The 24225-nt window shown below is 65.2% G+C and carries 17 protein-coding genes and 1 pseudogene; 7 read left to right on the top strand and 11 right to left on the bottom strand.

What is annotated here, in order from left to right; translation table 11 throughout:
* Nucleotides 1-44 precede the first annotated feature (44 nt).
* The 3 genes from IPF49_06200 (at nt 45) to IPF49_06210 (ending at nt 4445) form a co-directional block, all read left to right on the top strand.
* A complete protein-coding gene (locus tag IPF49_06200) occupies nt 45-1241 on the top strand; it encodes an aminomethyl transferase family protein (protein ID MBK6287222.1) in 1197 nt (398 codons plus the stop codon).
* Nucleotides 1242-1310: 69 nt separating this feature from the next.
* The gene (locus IPF49_06205) at nt 1311-2891 is read left to right on the top strand and encodes an NAD(P)/FAD-dependent oxidoreductase (GenBank protein ID MBK6287223.1); all 1581 of its coding nucleotides are present in this window, start codon (nt 1311-1313) and stop codon (nt 2889-2891) included.
* A gap of 60 nt (nt 2892-2951) precedes the next feature.
* Nucleotides 2952-4445: an NAD(P)/FAD-dependent oxidoreductase gene (locus IPF49_06210; protein ID MBK6287224.1), complete on the top strand. Its 1494-nt coding sequence runs from the start codon at nt 2952-2954 to the stop codon at nt 4443-4445.
* Nucleotides 4446-4448: 3 nt separating this feature from the next.
* Here the strand turns inward: IPF49_06210 and IPF49_06215 are convergent, their stop codons facing one another.
* Complete coding sequence (locus IPF49_06215; protein ID MBK6287225.1) at nt 4449-5558, bottom strand: AraC family transcriptional regulator ligand-binding domain-containing protein; 1110 nt, start codon at nt 5556-5558, stop codon at nt 4449-4451.
* Between the two features lie 169 nt (nt 5559-5727).
* Between IPF49_06215 and IPF49_06220 the strand changes: the two genes are divergently transcribed.
* Nucleotides 5728-7227 (top strand): FAD-dependent oxidoreductase, encoded by a 1500-nt coding sequence (locus IPF49_06220; GenBank protein MBK6287226.1) that lies wholly within the window; start codon nt 5728-5730, stop codon nt 7225-7227.
* 171 nt (nt 7228-7398) lie between these two features.
* Nucleotides 7399-8160, top strand: a complete 762-nt coding sequence (locus IPF49_06225) for a sulfite exporter TauE/SafE family protein (protein ID MBK6287227.1) — start codon at nt 7399-7401, stop codon at nt 8158-8160.
* A 4-nt stretch (nt 8161-8164) separates the two neighbouring features.
* On the opposite strand, the gene IPF49_06230 is transcribed toward IPF49_06225, so the two are convergent.
* Nucleotides 8165-8842, bottom strand: coding sequence for an SDR family NAD(P)-dependent oxidoreductase (locus IPF49_06230; protein ID MBK6287228.1), 678 nt, complete (start codon nt 8840-8842; stop codon nt 8165-8167).
* A gap of 170 nt (nt 8843-9012) precedes the next feature.
* On the opposite strand from IPF49_06230, the gene IPF49_06235 reads away from it, so the two are divergent.
* Nucleotides 9013-9615 carry an outer membrane beta-barrel protein gene (locus IPF49_06235; GenBank protein MBK6287229.1) on the top strand — a complete coding sequence of 201 codons (603 nt, stop codon included), beginning with the start codon at nt 9013-9015 and terminating at the stop codon, nt 9613-9615.
* 76 nt (nt 9616-9691) lie between these two features.
* Here the strand turns inward: IPF49_06235 and IPF49_06240 are convergent, their stop codons facing one another.
* The 9 genes and pseudogenes from IPF49_06240 to IPF49_06280 all read right to left on the bottom strand — a co-directional run bounded on the left by IPF49_06240 (nt 9692) and on the right by IPF49_06280 (nt 23220).
* A complete protein-coding gene (locus tag IPF49_06240) occupies nt 9692-11212 on the bottom strand; it encodes an aldehyde dehydrogenase family protein (GenBank protein MBK6287230.1) in 1521 nt (506 codons plus the stop codon).
* Nucleotides 11213-11214: 2 nt separating this feature from the next.
* Nucleotides 11215-12692: pseudogene (gene nhaC, locus IPF49_06245) on the bottom strand (Na+/H+ antiporter NhaC).
* An 18-nt stretch (nt 12693-12710) separates the two neighbouring features.
* Nucleotides 12711-14651 carry a S9 family peptidase gene (locus IPF49_06250; GenBank protein MBK6287231.1) on the bottom strand — a complete coding sequence of 647 codons (1941 nt, stop codon included), beginning with the start codon at nt 14649-14651 and terminating at the stop codon, nt 12711-12713.
* Between the two features lie 152 nt (nt 14652-14803).
* The gene (locus tag IPF49_06255; GenBank protein MBK6287232.1) at nt 14804-17320 is read right to left on the bottom strand and encodes a CehA/McbA family metallohydrolase; all 2517 of its coding nucleotides are present in this window, start codon (nt 17318-17320) and stop codon (nt 14804-14806) included.
* A gap of 29 nt (nt 17321-17349) precedes the next feature.
* Nucleotides 17350-18672: an acetyl ornithine aminotransferase family protein gene (locus IPF49_06260; protein MBK6287233.1), complete on the bottom strand. Its 1323-nt coding sequence runs from the start codon at nt 18670-18672 to the stop codon at nt 17350-17352.
* Between the two features lie 10 nt (nt 18673-18682).
* On the bottom strand, nt 18683-19468 hold the full coding sequence (locus tag IPF49_06265) for a CoA-transferase subunit beta (protein MBK6287234.1): 786 nt from the start codon (nt 19466-19468) through the stop codon (nt 18683-18685).
* Nucleotides 19465-20316: a CoA transferase subunit A gene (locus IPF49_06270; GenBank protein MBK6287235.1), complete on the bottom strand. Its 852-nt coding sequence runs from the start codon at nt 20314-20316 to the stop codon at nt 19465-19467. Before IPF49_06270 ends, IPF49_06265 begins: the two co-directional genes overlap by 4 nt.
* A gap of 6 nt (nt 20317-20322) precedes the next feature.
* A complete protein-coding gene (locus tag IPF49_06275; GenBank protein ID MBK6287236.1) occupies nt 20323-21888 on the bottom strand; it encodes an aldehyde dehydrogenase family protein in 1566 nt (521 codons plus the stop codon).
* Between the two features lie 24 nt (nt 21889-21912).
* Nucleotides 21913-23220: an aminotransferase class III-fold pyridoxal phosphate-dependent enzyme gene (locus IPF49_06280; protein MBK6287237.1), complete on the bottom strand. Its 1308-nt coding sequence runs from the start codon at nt 23218-23220 to the stop codon at nt 21913-21915.
* A 140-nt stretch (nt 23221-23360) separates the two neighbouring features.
* On the opposite strand from IPF49_06280, the gene IPF49_06285 reads away from it, so the two are divergent.
* Nucleotides 23361-24218 carry a helix-turn-helix domain-containing protein gene (locus tag IPF49_06285; protein MBK6287238.1) on the top strand — a complete coding sequence of 286 codons (858 nt, stop codon included), beginning with the start codon at nt 23361-23363 and terminating at the stop codon, nt 24216-24218.
* The last annotated feature ends 7 nt before the right edge of the window (nt 24219-24225 follow it).

Consider the following 24225-nt stretch of genomic DNA (forward strand, 5'->3'; position numbering starts at 1 on the left):
CAAAGTCATTGTCATCCGCCACTGCCAACCTACGAGAGCAGCCCATGCTGGAACTCAAACGCAGCGCCTTCCATGCCCGCACCTCGAGCCTCTGCCTGGCGCAGAACTGGCGGCGCTGGGCCGGTCATATCGTGGCCGGGTCCTACGACCTGGTGCTCGATCGCGAGTACTGGGCGATCCGCAATGCCGCGGCCCTGATCGACATATCGCCGCTGATGAAGTACCGGATCAGCGGCAAGGATGCCGCGCGCCTGCTGCACCGGGTCACGCCGCGCAATATCCACAAAATGGCTGTCGGGCAGGTCGCCTATACCGGCTGGTGCGACGAACACGGAAAACTCATCGATGACGGAACCATCGCGCGGCTGGCCGAGGACACGTTCCGGCTGACCGCCGCCGAGCCCTCGCTGCGCTGGCTGGCAATGAACGCAGTCGGCATGGGGGTCGAGATCAACGACGAGAGCGACCGCCTCGCAGCCCTCAGCCTGCAGGGTCCGAAATCGCGCGCTGTCCTCAACGGCTGCGCCGAGGAACCGCTCGACACGCTGAAGTATTTTCGCCTGATGCACAACCGCATCGACGGCGTGCCGGTCACGATCTCGCGTACCGGTTATACCGGTGATCTCGGCTATGAAATCTGGATGGAGACCGGCGCTGCGCTCGCGATCTGGGACCGCCTGATCGCGGCCGGCCATGGCTACGGCATCACGCCCTGCGGCATTCTCGCGATGGACATGGCACGCGTCGAAGCGGGCCTGTTCATGATCGATGTCGATTACACCTCTGCCCACGCGGCGTGGATCGACAGCCAGAAATCCTCACCCTACGAGTTGGGTCTCGACTGGACGGTACATCTCGACAAGCCCGGCTATTTCGTCGGACGCCAGGCACTCGAGCGCGAGCAACGCGAAGGGGCCGCCTGGAAGATGGTCGGCGTCGAAGTCGACTGGGAAGGCATGGAGCGGCTCTTTGCCGCGGTCGGGCTGCCGCCGCAGATCCCCGGCATGGCGGTGCGTGGCAGCCTGCCCATCTACGCGGGAAAGAAGCAGGTCGGCTACGCCTCGACCAGCACCTGGTCACCGGTGCTCAAGAAATACATCGCCCTCGCCCACCTGCAGCGCCCGTACCACGAGCCCGGCACCGCGGTGAACATGGAAGTCACGGTCGAGCACCAGCGACGCCAGGCGCCGGCGCGGGTGGTCAAGCTGCCGTTCTACGAACCCGAGTGGAAAAAGAAGTAGGTATTCGGCAGGCCGACACGACATGGCCGGACCCGGATCCCGCATAACGGTCTCATCACGGAGAGCCATATGTCTTCCAAGCCATACGACGCGATAGTGATCGGTGCCGGGCACAACGGCCTGATCGCCGCCGCCTACCTCGCGCGCGCGGGCAAGCGGGTGGTGGTGCTGGAGCGTCGCCCTATCGTGGGCGGGGCGGCAGTGACCGAGGAGATCTTTCCCGGCTACCGCTTCACCGAATTCTCCTACGTGGTGAGCCTGCTGCGCCCCGAGATCATCCGCGATCTCGAGTTGCCACGTCATGGTCTGAAGATCCTGCCGCTGCCGAGCACCTTCACGCCGCTGCGCGATGGCGACTATCTCGCCTCCTGGGACGATCATGACCTCACCCGGCGCGAACTCTACCGCCACTCGCCACGCGACGCCGAGAGCTATGACGAGTATTCGCGGGTCATGGCGCGGGCCGCGAAGGCGATCAAGCCGATCATCGGCCTGGTGCCGCCCGACCCCTCCTCGCTCAGCCCGCGCGACCTGCTCGGCCTGCTGAAGCTCGGGCGTTTTGGCGCCAGCCTGAGCGAGCGCGAGCTCTACCAGATCTCCAAGCTCGTGACCCAGTCCTCCGGCGACCTGCTCGATGACTGGTTCGAACTCGACGCCCTGAAGGGCACCAAATCCGCGAGCGGCATCATCGGCACCTTTCTCGGCCCGCGTTCGCCGGGCACGGCCTACGTGCTGCTGCATCACTACATGGGCGAGATCGACGGTGCTTTCCGCGCCTGGGGTTTTGCCAAGAACGGCACCGGCGGTGTAACAGCCGCGATCGCGGGTTCGGCGCGGGCGCTGGGGGTGGAAATCCGCACCAGCGCGCCGGTCGCGCAGGTGATCGTCAAGGGCGGGCGCGCAGTCGGGGTCGCGCTCGAGAACGGCGATGAATTGCATGCGAAGGTCGTGATGTCGGCGGCCGATCCCAAGCGCAGCTTCCTGCAGTTCGTCGACAAACAGCATTTTCCCGACGACTTCACCGAGTCACTGCGCAATCTGCGGGTGCGCGGTTCCTCGGGCAAGGTGAATATCGCGCTCAGCGAACTGCCGGATTTCAGCGCGCTGCCCGGCGAGGGCGCGCTGCATCGCGGCGCGGTCTCGATCAGCCCCAGCATCGATTACATCGAGCGCGCCTATGACGAGGCCAAGTACGGGCAATTCTCGAAAAACCCCTACATCGACATGATCTTCCCGTCGAAGATCGATCCGGACATGGCACCTCCCGGGCACCACGTGGCTTCCTGTTTCGTGCAGTACGCACCCTACGATATCGAAGGTGGCTGGGACGACACCAAACGCGACGCCTTTGGTGAAACCGTGATCTCGACGATCGAGCAGTACGCACCCAACATCCGCCGCGCCATCGTCGGCATGCAGGTGATCACGCCGAAGGATATCGAGCGCATCGCCGGGATCACCGGGGGCAATATCTTTCACGGCGAACTCCTGCTTCACCAGCTGTTTTTCCTGCGCCCGGCGCCGCAATGGGCCGATTTCCGCACCCCGCTGCCGGGCTACTATTTCGGCGCCGCCGGCGCGCATCCCGGTGGCGGCGTGATGGGCGCGGCCGGCAAGATGGCGGCCACCGAAATCCTCAGGGACTGGTGAACCGATGCCATCTGGCCCATGCGGTCTGACCCGATATTGCGCTCCACGGAGAATTCCCGAATGACCAGCCAGTACGACATCGTCATCATCGGCGCCGGGCACAACGGCCTGGTGGCGGCCGCATACCTTGCCCGCGCCGGAAAAAAAGTGCTGCTGCTCGAGCGCCGCGCAGTGCCCGGCGGGCAACTGGTCAGCGAGACGGTCGCCAAGGATTTCACCATCGATGCCATCCATGCGGGTGCCCGGCTGCGCCCCGATATCGCGCGCGAACTGGGCCTGTCGCTGCCCGCGGCCGAGCCCGGCGTGTTCACCTCGCTGCTGCCCGACGGCGCGCGCCTGCAACTCGACACGCTGGCCACCAGCGCCGATTCGATCCGGGTGCTGTCGCAAAGGGACGCCGCACGCTGGCCCGAATTCGTGGCCTTCATGAACAAGGCGGCCGGATTTCTCGACGCGGCCTACCGCACGCCGATGCCGCGCCTGCCCGGGGTGAAGCCGCGCAGCGAGGGGGTGCCGCTGGCGATGCTCGGCCTCAGGCTGCGACGGCTCGGTGCGAGGGATATGTTCCGGGTGATCCGCGCGCTGCCGATGACGGCGCTGGAACTGGTCGATGAGTGGTTCGAATCACCCGAACTGAAAGCCGCGATCGCCTCGCTCGGCATCCATGGCCTCACGCTGGGACCCATGTCCGCGGGCACCGGTTACACGCTGATGCACAACTGGCTGAACCGCGGCGGGATTGCCCACCGCCAGATCGCTGGCGGGGTGGGAACCCTGTCCCGCGCACTGGTGGAACTGATCACCGCACGCGGCGGCGAGATCCGCACCGGCTGTGCGGTGAGCCGCGTGCGCATCGCCAACACGCGCGCCACCGGCGTGGTGCTCGCCAGCGGCGAGGAAATCGCCGCCGGCGCGGTGTTCTCGGACGCCGACCCGCGCCACACGCTGCTGGAACTGGTGGGCGCCGCCGAGTTGCCGCCGGAGTTCGTGTGGCAGGTGCAGTCGATCAAGATGCGCGGCTCGGTGGCGAAAGTGCACCTGCTGACCGATGGTTCGCATGGTCTGCCCGCGGGTACGCTGGTGCATGCGCCCTCCATCGTGCATCTCGAACGCGCCTGCGACGCAGCGAAGTACGGCGAGATTTCCACCGCTCCCTACCTGGAAATCACCACCTCGGGCATGGTGGTCTCGGTGCATTTCCAGGCGGCGCCCTACGCACTCAGGAACAGCGACTGGCAATCTTCCCGCGCCAGCGTCGAAGAACTGGCAATCGACACCCTCGCCGGCCATTTCCCGGCGCTGAAATCCTCGATACGCGCCCGTCACACGATCACGCCGCTCGATCTCGAACAGCGCTGGGGGCTCACCGAAGGCGATCTCAACCACGGACAACTGCTTCTCGACCAGTTCTTTTTCCTGCGCCCGCTGCCGGGATGGTCGGACCACCGCACCCCGATCGAATCGCTGTACCTGTGTGGCAGTGGCGTGCACGGCGGCGGTGGCATCAGCGGCGCCAGCGGTCGCAACGCGGCACGACTCCTGTTGCGCAAATAGCGGTCAGGCGGCGCTCGGGTTCAAGCGGTCACGAAAACCGCGCGGGGTAGTGCCGGTCCAGCCGCGGAACGAGCGGATGAAGGAACTGGTCTCGGTGAACCCGAGCTGCTCGCCGATATCCGCCACGCTGCAGTCGCTTTGCTGCAACAGCCGGATCGCCGCGTCGCGCCGGCACTCGTCCTTCAATTTCTGGTAACTGCTGTTCTCGCTCATCAGGCGCCGCCGCAGGCTCGAGGCGGAAACGCCAAGCCGCCCGGCGATGTCCTCGAAGCTCGGCAGGCCGTCGCGGAACTTGTTGCCGAGCAGCGAACGGATCGCCGCGCTGGTACTCGAGGTACCGCTGTCCATGCGCATCAGCTGATACGGCCCGGTGCGCAACAGGTCTTCCAGCGAAGCCGCGTCATGGACCAGCTTGAAGTCGAGAAACTCGGCCGGAAAATCCAGCCAGGAACAGCCCTCCACCGCAGCCACCGGGCAATGCAGGATTCCCTGCAGCTTGTCACGGTAGCGCTCGGGCAATGTGGGCGTCGCGATGCCCACCCCGGCGAGTTCCAGCGGCCGACCGATCAGCCAGCCGCAGAACGCATGCCACACGGTCAGGCCCGAGGCACGCCCCACCGTCAGCGGCAGCGTACCCCTCTGCAGCGCGCGCGGAATATAGCGTTGCTGGCTGTCGAGCAGGCGATAGTGATAATTGAGGCGGGCATTTTCGGCGCAAACCTCGAGCTGGATCCGATGCCCCATATGACGCGATGAAACCAGCGACTCGAACTCGCCGGCTCGCTGCAGCGCTTCGCCGAGCGTGCGGCAACTGATGATGCAATGGGCCATCAGGCTGAAGGCCTTGCCGCCGATGCCCGCACCCCACGGCAGCGCCACTTCGTGCATCTGCAGCCGGCTGACCGCCTCGTTGTACAGCAGACAATAGAAAAGTGCCGGAACCGTGTGCATCGCGTCGCCGGCATCGATCACCCGCCGGTCGAGACCCACGGCACTCGCCAGCGCACTGCCCTCGACCCCCATCTCATCGAGATATGCCAGCAAGCGCCTGAATTTGTGCACAGGCAAGCCCGGGATATCGGTCGTTGCCGCTGAATCTCTGCTCGATGCCACCAGGCCGGACTCCATGAACTCTCGGGACAACCGCAATTGAACGCCACGGTACTTGTTTTCACAAGCACCCCGCCTAGGCTTGTCGGTTGTCCAGCCAGCCGGGCCGGCCCGGATATCCGGTAGCCCCGCAGCAAAGACCAGCGCACTCCCCGTGAAGGAAGCAATACCGATGAGCACCAGGACCCTGCCCACGCGAGCGCTGCGGGCCAGCGCGGAGCTCGACTATTTCGATACTGCCGACGTGGTGATCGTCGGTCTTGGTGCCGCCGGGGCGAGCGCGGCGATCGAAGCTGCCGCCGCAGGTTGCGATGTGCTGGTGCTGGAAGCCGCCAGCGCCGGGGGCGGCACCACCGCGCTGGCCGGCGGGCTGATCTACATGGGCGGCGGCACGCCCACGCAGCTCGCCTGCGGGATCGAGGACAGCGTCGAGGACATGTACCGTTACCTGTTGCTCGCCAGCGGCCCGAACGCCGACCCGGAGCGGGTGCGGATCTACGCCGAGGGCAGTCTCGAGCACCATGACTGGCTGCTCGCGCAGGGCATGGAGTTCAAGCCCGAGTATTACCCGTCGAAAAACACCAATACCCCGGGCGATGAAGGCCTGATCTACTCCGGCAACGAAGCCTGCCACGGTTTCAGCGAACAGGCACGGCCCGCACCGCGCGGCCACAAGGGCAAGGCACAGGGCGAGGGTGGCGGGCGCATGCTGATGGACAAGCTGATCGCATCAGCGCTCGCAAGTGGTGTCCGGGTGCGCTGCGATACCCGCGCCCTCAATGCCATACTCGACGATGACGGCGCGGTGGTCGGGGTGGTGGCGCGCTGTGACGGTGTCGAGCGCCGGATCCGTGCACGGCGCGGGGTGATCCTGTGCGCCGGCGGCTTCATCATGAACACCGACATGGTGGCACGGCATGCGCCCCAGTTCCTGCATCACACCATTGCCAACGGCAACCCCAATGACAATGGCTCCGGAATCCGCATCGGTCTCGGCGCCGGTGGCGCGGTGATGAACATGCACGAGGGCTTCGTGTGTCTTCCGTTCTACCCCCCGGCCGGCTTTGTCGAAGGCATCATCGTCAACGGCAAGGGGCAACGCATCATCAACGAAGACAGCTATCACGGTCGCGTTGGCGAGGCGATCCTGCGCAATCCGCAGGAGAAACACTACCTCGTTCTCGACAGCCGCCAGTTCGGGGATCTCGAGCACCCGCCGCTCGGCGGCTTCCGGGTGGTGGCGACGGGCGAGACCGTCGAGGAACTGGAAGCCGAACTGAAGCTGCCCCCCGGCACGCTCTGTTTCACGCTGGAGCTATACAACCGGCACGCCCGCGAGGGCCAGGATCCGCTGTTCCACAAACACGCCGACTACCTGCGAGCGCTGGACCAGGGGCCCTGGGCGGCCTGCGATATATCGCTCGATTCCGGCGCATACTTCCCGGTATTCACCTTTGGCGGATTACGCGTACGTCCCGGCGGCGAGGTGCTGAGCGAGGATGGCGAAGTGGTCGCGGGCCTGTACTCGGCGGGGCGCAACTGCTGTGGCCTGCCGCGCTGCGGCGCGACTTATTCCAGCGGCATGTCGATCGGTGATGCGAGCTTTTTCGGGCGCCACGCGGGACGCAACGCCGCATCTTCGCCGCTTCGGAGCATGCAGAATCGGGACTGAAGCGCATATACTCCAGTTTTGTACGAGCCGCGACGAGGTATCGACGGTGTGGGCTGAAAAGAATGTCTACGAACGCGCCACCCGTGCAGCCTGAGTAATCCCCCAACTGCACGGTGCGTTCATGGGCTGCGCCGCACACCTCGCCCCTCCTGCCATGGCAGCTTATATTCAATGACGGAATTCAGCCTGTTCACCGTGTCGCTGCTGATCGTCACGGGCCTGATCGCGGGAGTGATCAACACACTCGCCGGCGGCGGATCGAATCTCACGATTCCGGCATTGATGGTGATGGGTCTGCCGGCGGATATTGCCAACGCAACCAATCGCGTCGGCGTGTTGCTGCAATCGGTGGCCGGTGTGCGCGGCTTTCATCGCCACGGCAAGCTCGACTCCGGCGACACCCTGCCGGTGCTGGTCCCCAATCTGCTCGGCGGCCTGGTGGGCGCCCTGTGCGCTGCCGCGCTGCCGGTTCCCTGGCTGAAACCGCTGCTGCTCGGCACCATGGTCGGCATGTCGCTGCTGATCCTGCTGCGCCCCGGCGTGGTCGCACCCCCCGAAGGCACCGTCGCACGCAGGATTCGCGAAACACCCGCGGCCTGGTTTGCGCTGTTCATCGCGGGCGTCTACGGCGGCTTTGTGCAGGCGGGTGTCGGCTTTGTACTGATTGCAGCCTTGGCCGGAACGCTGCGCTACGACCTGGCACGAACCAATGCACTGAAGATGCTGTGTACCGGAGCGATTACGGTAGTGGCGCTGGTGGTGTTCATCGCCGATGGCCTGGTGCTGTGGATTCCCGGCCTGATCCTCGGTGCCAGCACCATGACCGGCGCCGCGCTCGCGGTGAAGCTCGCCATCCGGCTGCACCAGGACGTGCTCAGGTGGTTCCTGTTCCTGATGACCGTGTGTGCAAGCGCCGCCGCGCTGTGGGTGTGAATGCCTACACCAGCCCGCTCACCGGAATCAGTGCACCGTGTATCGCGCGCGCGCTATCGCTGCCCAGGAAACAGATCACGTTGCCCAGATCCTCGGGGCTGACCCAGCGGCTGAAATCGGCCTCCGGCATATCGGCGCGATTGCGTGGCGTATCGAGCATGCTCGGCAGCACCGCATTGACATTGACACCCTGCTCTTTCAGTTCCGCCGCCAGGCTTTCGGTCAATCGCATCACCACGCTTTTCGCGGCGCAGTAGGCGCTCATCCGCCCTTGCCCCTGCAACGCGCCCAGCGCGCCCACGTTGACGATCGCACCCCGTCCGCGGGCAAGCATCCCGGGCAGCACCGCACGCACCGCATTGCGCATCGTGTCCACATTGATGGCGAACATCCGCGACCACCCGGCCGCGTCGACTTCCCAGGTACACGGGCCCATGGCGAAGCCTCCGGCCAGGTTGAACAGCGCATCGACCGCGCCAATCTGTCCGAAACAGGTGCGCGTCGCCGCTTCATCGCCGAGGTCGACGCGTATCGCCCGCGACTCCCCCGCTCCCGCGTTGGCGGCAAAATCCAGATCGAGCAGCACGGTTTCGGCGCCGAGCGCGCGCGCGCAGCGGGTAACGCCACGCCCCAGCGCCCCGTTGGCGCCCGTGATCACGATTCGCTTGCCTTCGAGTGTCATGCTTCCGATTCCGCTTCTGCAGGTTGAAAAAGCACGAGTTTAGCCGTTTGCATTGTGTGATTTATACACGAACTATTGGAATGTGCATTCGAACTGGGCTACTTAAGGTGGTGAACACAGCCGCAATCGTGCGGCCGTTGCTACAACGATTCGCCATACAGGGGTTAGACATGAAGAAAGTGATTCTCGGCATTTGCCTGACGCTGCCGCTCGCCGCGATGGCGCAGGACTTCAGCTACGACTACGTACAGTTGGGTTATGCCAATTCCGAAATCGACGTGGGCAGGGATGACGTGGATGTCGACAGCTACGGCATCGGCGCCGGCTGGGCACCGACCGCGAACAGCTACACGCGCATCGATCTTGCCTATTCCGAATTGGACAACACGCCGCTCGACGGCCGTGATTACTCGGTGACCGTGGGTGGGCGCACATCGCTGACCGATTGCATCGACATGTACCTCGGCGTGATCGGCGCCTACAGCAAGGTTTCAGACGTCCCGTACAGCAGCGATCTGGACGCTTACGGTCTCGGCGCGGAAATCGGCATGCGCGCCTGGATCGTTCCGCAGCTCGAGCTCGATGTGAAAGGCACCTATCTCGATCTCTTCTCCGGCGATCTCGATGATGCCGGCGCCGATACCGACGACTTCACGGCCAGCATCGGTGCGCGCTTCTACGCCACCCCGGTATTCTCGATCGGCGGCGGTTACTCCTATGCCGTCGATTCCGAGACCGATACCTTTTCGGCAGGTGTGCGTTACGATTTCTGATCGCTGCCGCGATTCAGGACTCTGACAAAAGAGGCCCGCGGTAGCGGGCCTTTTTCTTTTCTGGCAGCCAGGCTCGTCACAGATCGAACACGATGCCCTGGGCCAGCACCGGGCGCGCGCCGTAGAACACCGTGTTGGTCTGGCGCCGCATATAGGCTTTCCAGGCATCGGAGCCGGCTTCACGGCCGCCGCCGGTTTCCTTCTCGCCGCCAAACGCACCGCCGATCTCGGCACCGCTGGTGCCGATGTTGATGTTGGCGATTCCGCAATCGGAGCCCAGCGCCGACAGAAACAGCTCCGCGTGCCGCAGATCGCGGGTAAACAACGCCGACGACAAGCCGAAACGCGAATCGTTGTTGATCGCGATCGCCTCCTCCAGCGTGTCGTAGCCAATCACGTACAGGATCGGCGCAAACGTCTCGTGCTGGACCGCGGTCATCGTGTTGCGCGCGCGCAGCATGGTCGGCTCGACAAAATGACCCTCACCCTCGATGCGCTTGCCGCCGAAGATCAGCTCCGCGCCTTCGGCGAGTGCCTGGCCGATGGCTGCTTCGAAATTCGCCACCGCCTGCGCATCGATCAGCGGACCCATCAGGGTCCGGGGCTGCAGCGGATCACCGGTACGCACCTGGGCATAGGCATTGGCGAGCGCCGCCACCAGCTCGCGCTCGCGCGAACGGTGCACGATCAGACGCCGGGTGCTGGTGCAGCGTTGTCCGGCGGTGCCGACCGCACCGAACACGATCGACGGCAAGGCCAGCCCGAGATCGGCACTCTCGTCGACGATCACCGCGTTGTTGCCGGAGAGCTCCAGCAGACACTTGCCGAAGCGCTCCGCCACTTTCGCTCCGACCACGCGCCCGATCCGCGACGAGCCGGTGAACGAGAGCTTCTCCACCCGGGTATCGGCGACAAAGCGCTCGGCGAGACGGTTGTCCGCGCCGTCGATGAACAACTGGAATACCGGCGGCGCGTCGTTGCGTGCCAGCACCGTGTTGCAGATCTTCTGTACCGCGATCGCGCAGAGCGGTGTCCTGGGCGAAGGTTTCCATACCGTGACATTACCGCAGATCGCCGCCAGGAACGCGTTCCAGCTCCATACCGCGACCGGAAAATTGAAGGCGCTCATGACACCCACCACGCCAAGCGGGTGCCATTGCTCGCGCATGCTGTGCTCGGGGCGCTCGGAGTGCATCGACAGGCCGTACAGCATGCGGCTCTGACCGACGGCGAAATCCGCCATGTCGATCATTTCCTGCACCTCGCCATCGCCTTCGGCCTTGATCTTGCCCATCTCGAGCGTGACCAGCGAACCCAGCAGACTCTTGTGACGGCGCAATTCCCCGGCAATCTGGCGCACGATCTCGCCGCGTCGCGGCGCCGGCACACGACGCCAGTCCAGGAACGCCGCGCGGGCGCTGTCCATCACTTGCTCGTATTGCGCGGTGGTGGTCGCGCGAACGCGGCCGAGAAGCTCGCCGTTGGCCGGGTTCAGCGATTCGATCAGCGCCGCCTGCGCATCGTGCAGCCAGCGACCCGGACCGAGACAAGTACCCGATTGAACGCCCTCGAGATCGAGATCCCTGATCACATCCATGTTCAGACTACCTCGGCCACGCTCGCAACCGACGGCGCCGCTGACGGTTCGAGGCGGCGGATCTTGATATCGAAAAATCCGTAGGCGATCGCGAATATCGGATTCAGCAGGTTCAGGAAGGCATAAGGCAGATAGCTGAACGTTGCCACACCCAAGGTAGCCGCCATGAACGCGCCACAGGTATTCCACGGCACCAGTGCCGAGGTCATGGTGCCGGCATCCTCGAGCGTGCGCGACAGGTTGACCGGGTGCAGGCCGCGACGTTCGAACTCGAGGCGGTACATACGCCCCGGCAGGACGATGGCCATGTACTGATCAGCGGCGATGATGTTGGCGCCGATACAGGTAGCGACGGTCGTGGCGATCAGCGAACCGGTGCCACGCACGCCCGTCAGCAACGACCGCACGATACGCGCCAGCAGCCCGGTACGCTCCATCGACGCACCGAACACCATCGCCGCCATGATCAGCCATACCGTCTTCAGCATGCTGCCCATGCCGCCGCGCGAGAGCAGTTGGTCGATCATCTCGTTGCCGCTGTGCAATTCGTAACCGCTCGCCATGGCCACCCACACACCACGCACCAGCGCCTCCGCAACCGGCAGTTTTCCCTCGGGGTCGGCGAAGGCCAGTGTCGCATCGCTCTGGTAGAACACCGCGACCAGCACCCCGGCAAAGGAGCCCGCCGCCAGCGCCGGGTAGGCCGGCACGCCACGCACCGCCATGCCGAGCAACAACGCCAGCGGCAACAGCGGCACCACGCCAAGCCTGAACTGGTTCGCCAGTTGTGCGCGCGTGGCCTCGACGGCGCTATCGGGCAATGCCGTGGCATCGGACATGCCCGCCAACACCGAATACATCAGCAGGGCCAGCAGCAGGCTGGGAAAGGTGGTCCACACCATATGACGGATGTGATCGAACAGTTCGGCGCCGACGATTCCGGGCGAGAGATTGGTGGTGTCGGAGAGCGGCGACATCTTGTCACCGAAATAGGCCCCGGATATCACCGCGCCGGCCGTCACCTCGGATGACAGCCCCATCACCTGGGAGATGCCGACCAGCGCCAGCCCCACGGTGCCGGCAGTGGTCCAGGAACTGCCGATGGTCAGCGACACCAGCGCGCAGATCAGGCACGCGGCCGGGTAGAAAAATGGGGCTCGAGCATTCCGAGTCCGAAATAGATCAATGACGGCGCGGTGCCACACAACATCCACACACCGATCAGCAAGCCCACCATCAGCAGGATCAGGCAGGCATTGATCGCCAGCCCGATGCCCGCGGCCATCGCCTCCTGCAACGCATTCCAGCCGAGCCGCATGCCGATCAGTTGCGCCACGCCCGCCGCCAGCAGCAAGGCGATCTGGTTTGGCCCGCCCGAGGAACCATCCCCGAACAGCGACACCGATGCGCCCAGCAGCAGCACCAGTGCCGCGACCGGTACCAGTGCCAGCCACAACGGTATGTTCTCGTTGCTTTCCATTTCCATGCGGTCGTCCCGTCAGGGTTTTCCGAGATACCTATCGTACCAGTCAAGATGCCGCTTCTGGCGATGATACAGGTAGCTCGGCACCGTGGGCTGGTGGTTCTGTCCCGGGTAGATGATCAGGCGCGTCGCGATGCCGGTCGAGCGCAGCGCCTGGTACATCTGCTCGGAACCCGCGCAAGGCACGTTGAAATCGCTCTGCAGGCACATGAACAGGGTGGGCGTGACAATCCGGTCCACGTGAAAGAACGGATAACTGACCCGCATGTAGGCATCGGTATCGTGCCATGGCGTGCCGAGTTCGATCTCGTAGGCAGCGGAATACTGATCGACACCGTACATGCCGAACATGTTCGATGAACCCGCCTCGCTTACCGCGGCGGCGAAACGCCGGTCGCTCGCAATCACGTAATTGGTGAGGATCCCGCCATAACTGCGCCCGCCCACGGCAAGGCGCTGCGGGTCGGCAACACCGATCTCGATCGCATGATCGACCACCGCCAGCACGTCCTGCACATCGTGATTGCCCCAGTCCGCGAAGATGGCCCGCGCGAAATCGAAACCGCGTCCCGAAGAGCCGCGCGGATTGACGCCGAGCACCGCATAACCATGGGCCGCGTAAAGCTGCCAGTCATACATGAACTCGTGGCTGAACTGGTATACCGGTCCGCCATGCAGGCGCACGATGGTCGGCAGCGGACTCTTGCCGTCGTAGCCCGCCGGGGTGCTCAGCAGGGCGTGGATCTCGGTACCGTCGGCGCCGTGCACCACCAGGTCACGCGACTCACGCAGCTGCACATCGCGCAGCCATTCATTGTGCGCGCTCAGTACTCTCGGCTCGCCCGGCAGCGCATAAATCGCATGGGGCGTCTGTTCGTCGCCCTGCAACAGCGCGATGCGTCCATTGGCGGCGATATCGTATTGAAGGGCGAAGCGCTTGCCGCTGGTGAGATACTCGACCTCGTCGCTCAGCGGATCGATCCGTGCCAGCCAGGTGTTCTCGGGCTGTTCGATCAGCGCGTAAAGACTGTTGCCGTCCGGGCTCCAGCGCGGATGATAGTAGCTGCGGTCGATGCGCCCTGGCGTGCTCAGCTTGCCGCTGTCGAGATCCGCCACCACCATCTGCCAGGGCTCGTAGTTCACCCACTTGTCAGCACCCGATTGCAGCCACACCAGCTTGCGGGAATCGGGTGACCAGTCCGGGCGCGCCTCCCAGTAGGGATCGTTGTCGGCGCCCTTCAGCGTGGAAATCCGCCGCGCGGTGGCACCGGCCTGCGGCGAGGTCACGTACACATCAAAATCGATGGTGCGGTCGGGATCAGCGTTACGCTTGGCGACGAAGGCAATCGATTTCCCGTCCGGCGACCAGGACGGCAGCCACACGTCCTCGTCGGCGCCGCTCAGCACCGTGGTCTTGCCGCTCACGACATCCAGGATGTAGAGCCGCAGGCGTTGCCCGGCGAGGTAATCGCGGCCATCCTCCTTGAACTGGAAGCGATCGATCTCGATCGGTGGCGCGGGACGATCCTCGCCCCGGCTGTCCTTGGTGGCCACCGGTGCCGGATCGGTCGCGATCAAGGCGATGCGTTTGCCATCCGGTGCCCACACGAAATCCTCTACCCCGCCCGGCATCCTGCCGAGAGTGCGCAGCTTGCCCCCGCTGGCGGCCACCAGCTTGATCTGGGTCGTGTCGTCCCCGGTATCATCGGACAGGAATGCCAGCGCCTTGCCGTCGGGTCGCCACTGCGGCTGCCATTCGCTGTTGAATGCGGTATCGGTGAGCTTGCGCCGCTTGCCGTCCGCCCAGCTGACCACCCAGATATCGCTGACCGAGGCATCGCTGTCGAGATTGCGAGTGCCGAGCGAGTAAGCCACCGCCGATCCATCCGGGCTGAGCCGCGGCCCGGAGACGTCCTCGAGGCGATTGATATCGTCCAGCGCGATCGGGCGCGCCATCGCGCCGGCAGCGGCCAGCGCCAGCGCACCGGCAATCAGAAAACGAATGGCGGAAACGACGCGCCGTGCCCGCGCGCCGGACATCAATCCGACAAGCGCGCGGCGCCTGAAACATTCCCCGATCGCGGTCGATCTCGCAGTCGAAGCAGATCTCACATCGCCTCCTCGAAACGAAGACGTGCACTGCGCAGATACGCGAGCGTGGCCTCCTTTTCACGCGCCGTATTGAAATCATCGCGCGCTGCCACATCGGCGATCGTGCGCTCGAGCCAGGCTACGAAATAGCCCGCATCCCGCGGTGAACGCACAGGCGCATCCCCCATCTCGATCCACACCGGGTTGGTGCTCGCGTAGGGATAGATATCCATCAGCAATGGTGTGGACGGCCCCCAGGCCCGCAACAACACCCAGCCACTGTGCTGCAGATCGATGCTCCCCTCGAAGTCTCCGCCGCCGTTGCGGCCGGGCTTGAGCTGCGCGACCGCCTCGCCATTGACCAGGACTTCGAGGTGATCCACCGGAATGCCGGTCCGCAGCGAGGCGCGGAATACGGCAGCACCACCGTTCGCCCGCGCCAGCACTTCGCCGGGGCGCTTGCCCTCGAGCGTGAAGCCGAGCAATGGACCGTTGCTGACAAAGCCATGTCCGCTGCGGATGCCTTCGGCAAGCGCAGCAGGACTGCGTCCGGACTGGTTCAGGAACAGACGGTTGAGCCCCACCGGCCCGCGCATGGAAGCATAGTTCGCCATCGCGTCGGTGCCCGCCCCCGCCGGTAGCCGATAACCCAGGTTCAGCAGACGGTGCCACACATCCGCGGTTGCCAGATGATCGGCAAATGATACGACTTCCATATAGTCCATGTTGCCGAGCGCCACATCCGCCGGCAGCGTGTTGGTGAGTGCTTTTTCCTTGGCCGGATCGATTGGCCAATCGAACGGATGCACATAACCGACCACCGCGCCCTGACGGTGCGCAAGCGCCGCTACCACTCCGTTGTGCGGCCACGGCGAGGCAAGCGCGGTATGCCGGTAGGCGGAGAAATCCGGGGTCAGCACATGATCGCCAAGATGCAGCACGCCGAGATGGCCCCAGTAGCTCGAGTGGAATTCCTGCGCCTGTACCAGCGTGACACCGCCGATCTCGCTCGCGCCGGGACGAAACTCGGCGATATCGTTGAGGCGCTGTTCCTTGTTCACGATCAGGTTGTAGAGCACGTCGAGGTCTTCCGCGCGCGCCGCGTCGGCCAGCGTTGCGGTGGTGTTGCGATAGTGCCCGCCATAATTCATGTGCACATGCTGATCGAGACTGGTCCAGGGACCGAACTGCGGCGGCAGCGCGTTGTCCTCGAATGCGAGTTGCAGCCGTTCACCCGCGGCCGCGAGCCTGAGCTTGCGCGTGAGCGGACGGCGTTCGAAACCGGCGCTGGCGCTGACCGATATCGCGCCCTGTGGCACCTGCAGGGTGCAGGCGTCGGCACAATGGAAATAATGCGTCTCGTGTTCCTGCACCGCGCGATCGAATCCGTCGTCGGCGCGCATCCAGGCGTCGTCGGGTGCGTAGTGGCGGCCATCGCTCCCCAGCACGCTGAGCCGCGCAGCCAGCGGCTGATCCGCCGCATCGCGCAACTCGATCCGCAACTGCGCCGTCGGCCGCAGCCAGGCGCGGCTGCGGGCCACGATCTCGCGACGCTCGCCACCAACCGTGTCCTGCACCCACAGGCTGGTATTGCCACCCTCGTTGCTGATGTACAACACCTGCTCACCATCGGCCGACCAGCGCGCATTGCGCCGGTCGAACTCGCCGAAGGTGAGCGGGAACGGATAGTCCCCGGTCGGCGTGGTCAGCCAGAGTTGATGCCATTGCCGCCCCTGGTAGCTGCTGTAGAGCAGGCGATGACCATCAGGCGAGATTTCCGGGCGCGTCGACCAGGTGGTTTCCTCGCGCAACACGTGCTGCCAGTTATCAGGCGCGTCCAGCGCCACCGACCAGATATCGCCGCTGCCCCAGGCCGCATCGCGGTTGCTGACGAAATACAGCCGCTTGCCATCCGGACTCCAGCCGGGATTGATCGCGTGATCGTATTCCGAGTAGTAGTAGCGTGCCAGCGTGGTGCGATTTTCCTTCAGCAGGCGGTGCGGCGCGAGCAAACCCTCGCCCGTGTGATCCGCGATCCAGATCGTGAACCGACCTGCCTCGCGGCTGGAGACATAGGCGATGCGCTTGCCGTCCGGTGAATAGCGCGGCTCCACGGCGACCGCCGCATCGCGCGTCAGGACCCGTTCCGTGGCGCTTGCCAGTTCGAGTTCCACCAGTTCGATGGCGTCGCGGTGCTGGCGTGCAAATACCACGCGGGTGCCGTCGGGAGAGACATCGGGTTGAAAGTCGTAGCCCGGGCCGCTGGTGAGTTCGGTGGCACGATCCTCGCCGATGGCCTGGCGCCACAGCGATCCGCCCATGCTGTAGACAACGGCCTTGCCGTCGGGGGTGAAATCCGCCGCCGAGGGACCCGTGGTCAGTTGCGGCAGATAGAGTTCGCGCCAGTAATAGCTGTGTGGCAACTGCACCTGCCGGAGCACCGCCTCGCGCGCGGCCTGCGCGGGAAGCGCCAATGCAAGCAGTGATATCGCCGCCAGCATGAGCAGCCGGGGAAGAATCCATGGTGCTGCCATCCTGAGCTCCTCCCCGGCCGATTGTGCAGTCATCCGTTCAGCGCCTCTGCCAGGCTTCCCTCGATCAGCGCCAGCGCCTCGTCGGCCGTTGCCCGGTCGATCATCAGTGGCGGCATCAGCCGCAGCGTGCTGCTGCCGCAGTTGAGCAGCACGATGCCGTTGTGGAAACCGCGCTCCAGCACCCGCTGACACAAATCGACCGCGGGCGTCCTGCAGGCCTGCGACTCCACCAGCTCCATACCAATGAACAGTCCCTTGCCGCGCACCTCGCCGATGCAATCGAAGCGCGTCTGCATCTCGTGCAGGCGTTCGAGCAGGTAGGACCCCACCGCATCCGCATTGTGCATGTACTCGCCCTGCACCAGGTCGATGGTCGCGAGCGCCGCGGCGCAGCAAACCGGGTTGCCGCCGTAGGTATTGCCGTGCGCGCCACGCGTCCACTTTTCCATGTAACGTTTTTTCGAAATCACCAGACCGATCGGCATGCCCGAGCCAAGCCCCTTGGCGAGGGTCATGATGTCCGGTCGCACCTGCTCGTGCTGGCACGCGAACATTTTCCCGGTACGCCCGATGCCGCTCTGCACTTCATCGAAAATCAGCAGGATGCCGTGGCGGTCGCACAACGCACGCAGGCCGGAGAGAAAGCCCGGCGGCGGCAACAGGTAGCCACCCTCGCCCTGGAACGGCTCGATCAGGATACCGGCCACCTCGTTGGCCGGCAGGTTGCTGCGAAAAAGCACGTTCTCGATGTACTCGAGCACCGCCCTGCCCTGGTCCTCACCACTGAAGAGCGGCCGGTAGCTGTTCGGGTACGGCACATGCGTCACCCCGGGCATGCTCGGGAAGAAGCCTTTCTGCTGCGTGTACTTGCTCGCGGTGAACGACAGCGAGCCCATGGTCCGGCCATGGAAGCCGCCGAGAAAACCGATGAAGCGCTGGCGGCCGGTGACGTAGCGCGCAAGTTTCAGCGCGCCTTCGACTGCCTCGGTGCCGCTCTGGCACATGAAGCTCATGGTGTCTTCGCCGAAGGGGTTGATCTCGTTGATGCGCTCGGCCAGGCGCACCTGGTACTCGTGCCAGAAATCGCTGGAAATATGCAGGAATTTCTCCGCGGCCTCGCGGATCGCGGCGACCACCTGCGGATGCGCGTGACCGGTGGAGCAGACCGCGATGCCGGCCGCGAAATCGAGAAAGCGGTTGCCGTCCACATCCCAGATTTCCGCGCCACGCCCATGCGCCATCACGAACGGGTAGTCGCGCGGATACGAGGGCGAAACCACGCGTGCATCGCGTGCGATCAGCGCCCTGGCATTGGGTCCCGGAAGCTCGGTACAGATATGCGGGTTGTGCATGAAATATTCCTCAGATGGGCAGGGGGTGATGAACAGCGTGCGCGCGATCGGAACGTTCGTGCAACGCGCGCAGCGCCTCGAGATGGGCACGCGATGGCGGCTCGATGGATTCCAGCGTGGCGAATCGCCCGAGCGGCCAGCCACAGGCGGCCTGCGCGGCGGCGGGATCGATACCGGGGTATATCGCCGCCAGCAGCAGCTCGCGGGTTTCGGGATGGGGACGCAACACCCCGAAATCGGTGATCACCTGTTGCGGACCCGCCCCCGGTGCACCCGAGCGATCGCGCTCGTCACCGCCACCGAGAAAGCCGCCGCTCGAGCGAAAATCGATACGCTCGACAAAACTGCGGCGCGACTGGCGCAGCACCACGAAGGTCTGCTTCGCATGCGCCGCGATCTCGGGTGCGCCACCGGCGCCGGGCAGCCGGGTCTTCGGGTGGCGGTAGTCACCGATCACGGTGCTGTTGAGGTTGCCGAAGCGGTCGATCTGCGCGGCGCCCAGGAAACCGACATCGATGCGCCCGCCCTGCAGCCAGTAAGCGAAGATCTCCGGCAAGGGCACGATGCAGTCGGCGGTATCGGCCAGCTCGCCATCGCCGATGGACAGCGGCAACACCTCGGGGCGGGTGCCGATGGTGCCCGACTCATAGATCAGAACCGTGTGCGGAGCATGCGTGAGACGCGCCAGGTTGGCAGCCGCCGAGGGTAACCCGATCCCGACAAAGCAGCTGTTGCCATCGCGCAGCAGGCGTGCCGCGGCGACCGTCATCATCTCGTCGCTGGTGTATTCCATCACTCACCCCTCCCCGCGCGCAGTCGCAGCAGGAATTGGCGATGATCGGCGGTGCCGAACACGTGCTGCTGCATCCAGGCCGAGAAGCCGTCGCGCTCGCGCGCAATCGCATCCCAGTCCTGGTAGAAAGCATTGTCGCGCGGGTAGTAACCCTGCGCATACGATGGCCAGGCACCACCGCGCACCGGCGCCACCGCGGTGATGATCCAGTGCGGCAGCACCGTGGCATTCATCGGCGCGGCGAGTTTCTCGACCTGTTCCTCGACCGTGACCAGTACCCGGGTGGCCGCCATCGCCGCCTCGCGCGCGGCGCCGAGTATGCCGCGGATCAGGACATTGCCGGCGCGGTCGACCTGCTGCGCATGCAGGATCGTCACATCCGGGTTGAGCGCGCGCACGGTGGCCAGCTGCTCCCCGGTATAGGGGCAAGTGACACTGCGGATCTGGGCGTTGTGCTGCGGCAGATCGGTACCGAGGTACCCGCGCAGGGTGCCAAAAGGCAGGCGCGCGGCACCGGCGCAATAGGCGGCGGCCATGCCGGCATGGCTGTGTTCATTCCATGCCAGCGGCTGCGGCCAGCCATTCTCGATCGCATCGCGCAAGCGGTGCAGGGAGCCGACACCGGGGTTGCCGCCCCAGCTGAAGGTGAGCTCGCGCACCAGCCCGCAGCCGATCATCTGGTCATAGATGATATCCGGCGTCATGCGCACGAGATGCAGATCGCCGATGCGCTGGCGGATGATCTCCTGCCCGGCGGCAAACGGTATCAGGTGGGTGAAGCCTTCGAGCGCCAGGGTCTGGCCCGGCGCGACATGGCGTGCGATCATCTCGCGCAGCGACAGCATTTCCATGGCACCTCACTCCACCACGGTGCGCGACTGCTCGCGCAGGTACTGCGGCAGATAATAAAACGAGGCGATGGCCTTGCCCGTGGAGCCCGAACCCTTCCAGCCACCGAAGGGCTGGTAACCGGGCCAGGCGCCGGTCGTCGCCCCCTGGGGCCGGTTGGCATAGGTGACTCCGGCCTCGATATTCTCGTGGAACCAGTCTACTTCCGCGGCACTCCCGTAGAAACCCGCGGTCAGGCCGAAATCGCTGGCATTGGCCAGCGTCATCGCATCGGCATTGTCGCGGGTCCGCGCCACGGTGAGGATCGGCAGAAACATTTCCTCGCGCCACAACGCATGTTCCCGCGGCAGTTCGGCAAGCGTCGGCTGCACATAATAGCCACGTGCGAGCGCAGCGCTGCGCAGTTGCTCGCCGCCGGCGTACACGCGGCCACCGTCCGCCGCGAGCCGCGTCGCGCAATCGACGAAACGGCGATAGGCACGCTCGTTGACCACCGGGCCGAGCCAGTTTTCGCGCACGCAGGGATCACCGATGCGGATCGCATCGATCTCGGCGCGCAAGCGCCCGATCAGTTCGTCGGCCACCGATTCGTGCACGTAGAGACGCGACAGCGCGGAACACTTCTGTCCGCCCATGCCAAACGCCGAACGCGCGATGCCGCTCGCGGCACGCTCGAGATCGGCCGCGGCGGTCACGATGCAGGCATTCTTGCCACCCATCTCGGCGATGCAGGGGCGCGGATAGTGCCGCGAGGCGAGCTTGCGCATGATCTCCATGCCGACGGCATACGAACCCGTGAAGGTCACGCCACCGATATGGGGATGCTCGACCAGCGCGCTGCCGACCACCGCGCCGCCACACACATAATTGAACACGCCCGCCGGGATGCCGGCGTCGTGCAGGCACTCGGCCAGCAGGCGCCCGGCCCACGGCGTATCGGTGGCGCCTTTGAGCACCACGGTGTTGCCGGTCACCAGCGCGGCGGCCACCGGGCCTCCGGCCAGCGCAAAGGGATAGTTGAATGGAGTGATGACCGCCCACACCCCATGCGGACGCATGACCGAGCGGTTGTGCGAACGCCAATCCTCCAGCGGATCATCGGGCAGCACCTTGTCGAAGCCGTTGTGGGCCTCGAAGTCGTTGCAGTAGCAGACAAAGAAATCCGCGGTCTCCTGGACCTCGCCAAGCGCTTCCATGCGGTTCTTGCCGACCTCCAGCGCGACCGCCGCCGACAACAGGTAAACCCGCTCCTCGATCAGCGCCGCCGCGCGGCGCAGCAATGCGAGGCGCTCGCGCATCGGCAGCGCACGCCAGGCCGGGTACGCGGCGCGTGCAGCCGCTACCGCGCGCACCGCATCGTCGGCGCTGGCCTCGGAAAAATGTCCCAACAGCAGATCGGTGTCGGCGGGACTGTATTTGCTGATGAAGGATTCGCCCATCACATCGCCGCCATCGATGTAGAGTCCGTGGCGGCGTCCGAGATCCGCGCGCACCGTGGCGAGTGCCTCGTCGAAACGCCGGTGCATTTCGGCGGGCGGGTTGTACATCGTCGAGTAGGTCAGTTTGAAGCTCATGATAGCCCCCGTGTTCAACGTGGTTCAGGAAATACCGCCGGCAACGGCCCGATCGAGCCCGACCAGCAGGCGATCGAGCAAGGCGATCGCGTCGTTCAGCTCGTGTTCGGCAATCACCAGCGGCGGTGCGAGGATCAGCAGGTTGCCGCGGGTGGCAAACGACACGCCCTCGGCCAGGGCCTGCGCAAGCAATGCGTTCAGCGCAGGATGCGGCAGTGGCCACGGCGCCAGCGGTGTCCGGGTCGCGCGGTCGCTGACCAGTTCCACCACCGCGAACAGGCCATCACCACCGCGCACATCCCCGATCGCCGGGTGGCGTGCCGCGAGTTCGCGCAGCGCACCGTACATGCTGCGACCGAGCACCCGCGAACGTTCGATCAGCTTGTCATCCGCGTAACTCTCGAGCGCCGCAACACCAGCCGCACACGACAACGGATGGCCGCAGTAGGTGAGCCCGGTATAGAGCATCTGCGAATCCAGAATCCGCGCGAGTTGCGCCGAGACCACCACCGCGCCGAGCGGCAGGTGCGCGCCGGTCAGCCCCTTGGCCAGCGTCATCAGGTCGGGTCGCCCCTCCTCGCCGTAGCGCTGCCACGCAAACCACTCGCCGCAGCGGCCGAAACCGCTCATCACTTCGTCGGCCACCAGGAACACCCCGCGCTCGCGGGTCAGCGCGCGCAACCCGGGCCAGTAAGCCGGCGGCGCCACGATCCCGTTGGTACCGGCATTGGGCTCCATCAGTACCGCGCTGACCCCGTCGGTGGCGTGCGTGTCGATCAGTTGCGCCACGTGCGCCACGGCATGGCGCGCGCAGTCATCCGCGTCGGTCGTGCCAAAAGGGCAGCGATAGCTGTAGGGAGGCAGGGCATGGCTCACGTGCATGGCCTGCGGATCGGCCTGGGCGCGCGTGCGGCTGTCGCCCGAAAGCGCCATCGCGGCATAACTCGCGCCATGATAGGAGCGATCGCGGGTAATCACCCAGCCGTTCGCGTGACCACTCGCCTGACGCGCAAACTTGATGGCGTGCTCGTTGGCATCGGCGCCACCGAGCGAGAAGAATACCCGCCCGCCTTCGAATCCGGATCGCTCCAGCAACATTTCCGCCAGCCGCGCACGCGGCTCGGCGCCCCAGGCGGCGGTCACGAAACAGAGCTTGTCGGCCTGCGCCCTTATCGCCGCCACCACCCGCGGGTGCTGGTGCCCGAGATTGCTGCACTCGGCGAGGCTGCTCATGTCGAGGATGCGCTGGCCGTCCGCGGCGTGCAGCCACGCGCCTTCCCCGCCGACGATGGTCGGCGCGTTCCAGTCGCTCTGGCGGCACCAGCTGTGCATCACGGTGTCGCGTTCGGTGAGTTCTTGCTGCTTGTTCACGGCATTATTCTGTGCGGTAATCGCACCATAATTCGTATTGCGAACAACTATAAATTTCCTCTAAGATACCTGTCAATCGGGATTTCATTCAAATCTTCACCATGGATCAAGCAAGCCGGAAAAAACGCTCCGCCGATTTCCAGAGCAGCGCGGACTACGTGCAGTCACTGGAGCGCGGCCTGGCAGTGATCCGCGCCTTTGGCAGCCAGTGTCCGGCGATGACGCTCAGCGAGGTGTCCACGCTCACCGGCCTGTCACGCGCCGTGGTGCGGCGCCAGTTGCTCACGCTGGCACACTTGGGCTATGTGCGTCAGGACGGGCGCAGCTTCGCACTCACCCCCCGCGTGCTCGAACTCGGTTACGGCTTCCTGGGATCGCAGGCTTATCCCGAAATCGCCAGGCCACCGATGGAAGCCCTGTCGCGACGGGTGAACGAATCCTGCTCGCTCGGTGTGCTCGACGGCGACGCCGTGGTGTACATGCAGCGCGTGCCGGTGCGCAAGGTCATGACCGTCGCGCTCGGCATCGGTGCCCGGCTGCCGGCCTTCTGCACTTCGATGGGCCGGGTCCTGCTCGCGGGGCTCGATGATCCGACGCTCGATGCCTGGCTCGCCACGCTCGAGCTGCGCAAGGTCAGCGAACACACCTGTACCGATCCGCGGCAACTGCGCCGCCTGATCCGCCGCGTGCGCCTCGACGGCCATGCCTATGTCGAGCAGGAACTCGAGCGCGGGCTGTGCTCGATCGCGGTGCCGCTGCGCAACCCCGCGGGCACCGTGGTCGCGGCCCTGAACGTGGGCATGCCCTATCGCGACGAGGCGCGCCCGCGCGCGCTCGGCGAGGTGCTGCCGGCGCTGCGCGACACCGCGCTCGAGATCGAACGCCTTGCCGGTCCACGCTTCCCCGCCGGCCCCGGCAGTGCGTCACAGCCGCGCGCCAACCTGCCGAGGAGCGCTTGACAATGAA

This window comes from Gammaproteobacteria bacterium (assembly GCA_016705365.1).
GTDB lineage: Bacteria > Pseudomonadota > Gammaproteobacteria > Pseudomonadales > UBA5518 > UBA5518.

Bases quoted from the DNA above. Each gene is read 5' to 3' on its own strand.
- IPF49_06200 (MBK6287222.1), top strand. From the start codon at position 45: ATGCTGGAACTCAAACGCAGCGCCTTCCATGCCCGCACCTCGAGCCTC.
- IPF49_06205 (MBK6287223.1), top strand. From the start codon at position 1,311: ATGTCTTCCAAGCCATACGACGCGATAGTGATCGGTGCCGGGCACAAC.
- IPF49_06210 (MBK6287224.1), top strand. From the start codon at position 2,952: ATGACCAGCCAGTACGACATCGTCATCATCGGCGCCGGGCACAACGGC.
- IPF49_06220 (MBK6287226.1), top strand. From the start codon at position 5,728: ATGAGCACCAGGACCCTGCCCACGCGAGCGCTGCGGGCCAGCGCGGAG.
- IPF49_06225 (MBK6287227.1), top strand. From the start codon at position 7,399: ATGACGGAATTCAGCCTGTTCACCGTGTCGCTGCTGATCGTCACGGGC.
- IPF49_06230 (MBK6287228.1), bottom strand. From the start codon at position 8,842: ATGACACTCGAAGGCAAGCGAATCGTGATCACGGGCGCCAACGGGGCG.
- IPF49_06235 (MBK6287229.1), top strand. From the start codon at position 9,013: ATGAAGAAAGTGATTCTCGGCATTTGCCTGACGCTGCCGCTCGCCGCG.
- IPF49_06240 (MBK6287230.1), bottom strand. From the start codon at position 11,212: ATGGATGTGATCAGGGATCTCGATCTCGAGGGCGTTCAATCGGGTACT.
- IPF49_06250 (MBK6287231.1), bottom strand. From the start codon at position 14,651: ATGGCGCGCCCGATCGCGCTGGACGATATCAATCGCCTCGAGGACGTC.
- IPF49_06255 (MBK6287232.1), bottom strand. From the start codon at position 17,320: ATGGCAGCACCATGGATTCTTCCCCGGCTGCTCATGCTGGCGGCGATA.
- IPF49_06260 (MBK6287233.1), bottom strand. From the start codon at position 18,672: ATGCACAACCCGCATATCTGTACCGAGCTTCCGGGACCCAATGCCAGG.
- IPF49_06270 (MBK6287235.1), bottom strand. From the start codon at position 20,316: ATGGAAATGCTGTCGCTGCGCGAGATGATCGCACGCCATGTCGCGCCG.
- IPF49_06275 (MBK6287236.1), bottom strand. From the start codon at position 21,888: ATGAGCTTCAAACTGACCTACTCGACGATGTACAACCCGCCCGCCGAA.
- IPF49_06280 (MBK6287237.1), bottom strand. From the start codon at position 23,220: ATGCACAGCTGGTGCCGCCAGAGCGACTGGAACGCGCCGACCATCGTC.
- IPF49_06285 (MBK6287238.1), top strand. From the start codon at position 23,361: ATGGATCAAGCAAGCCGGAAAAAACGCTCCGCCGATTTCCAGAGCAGC.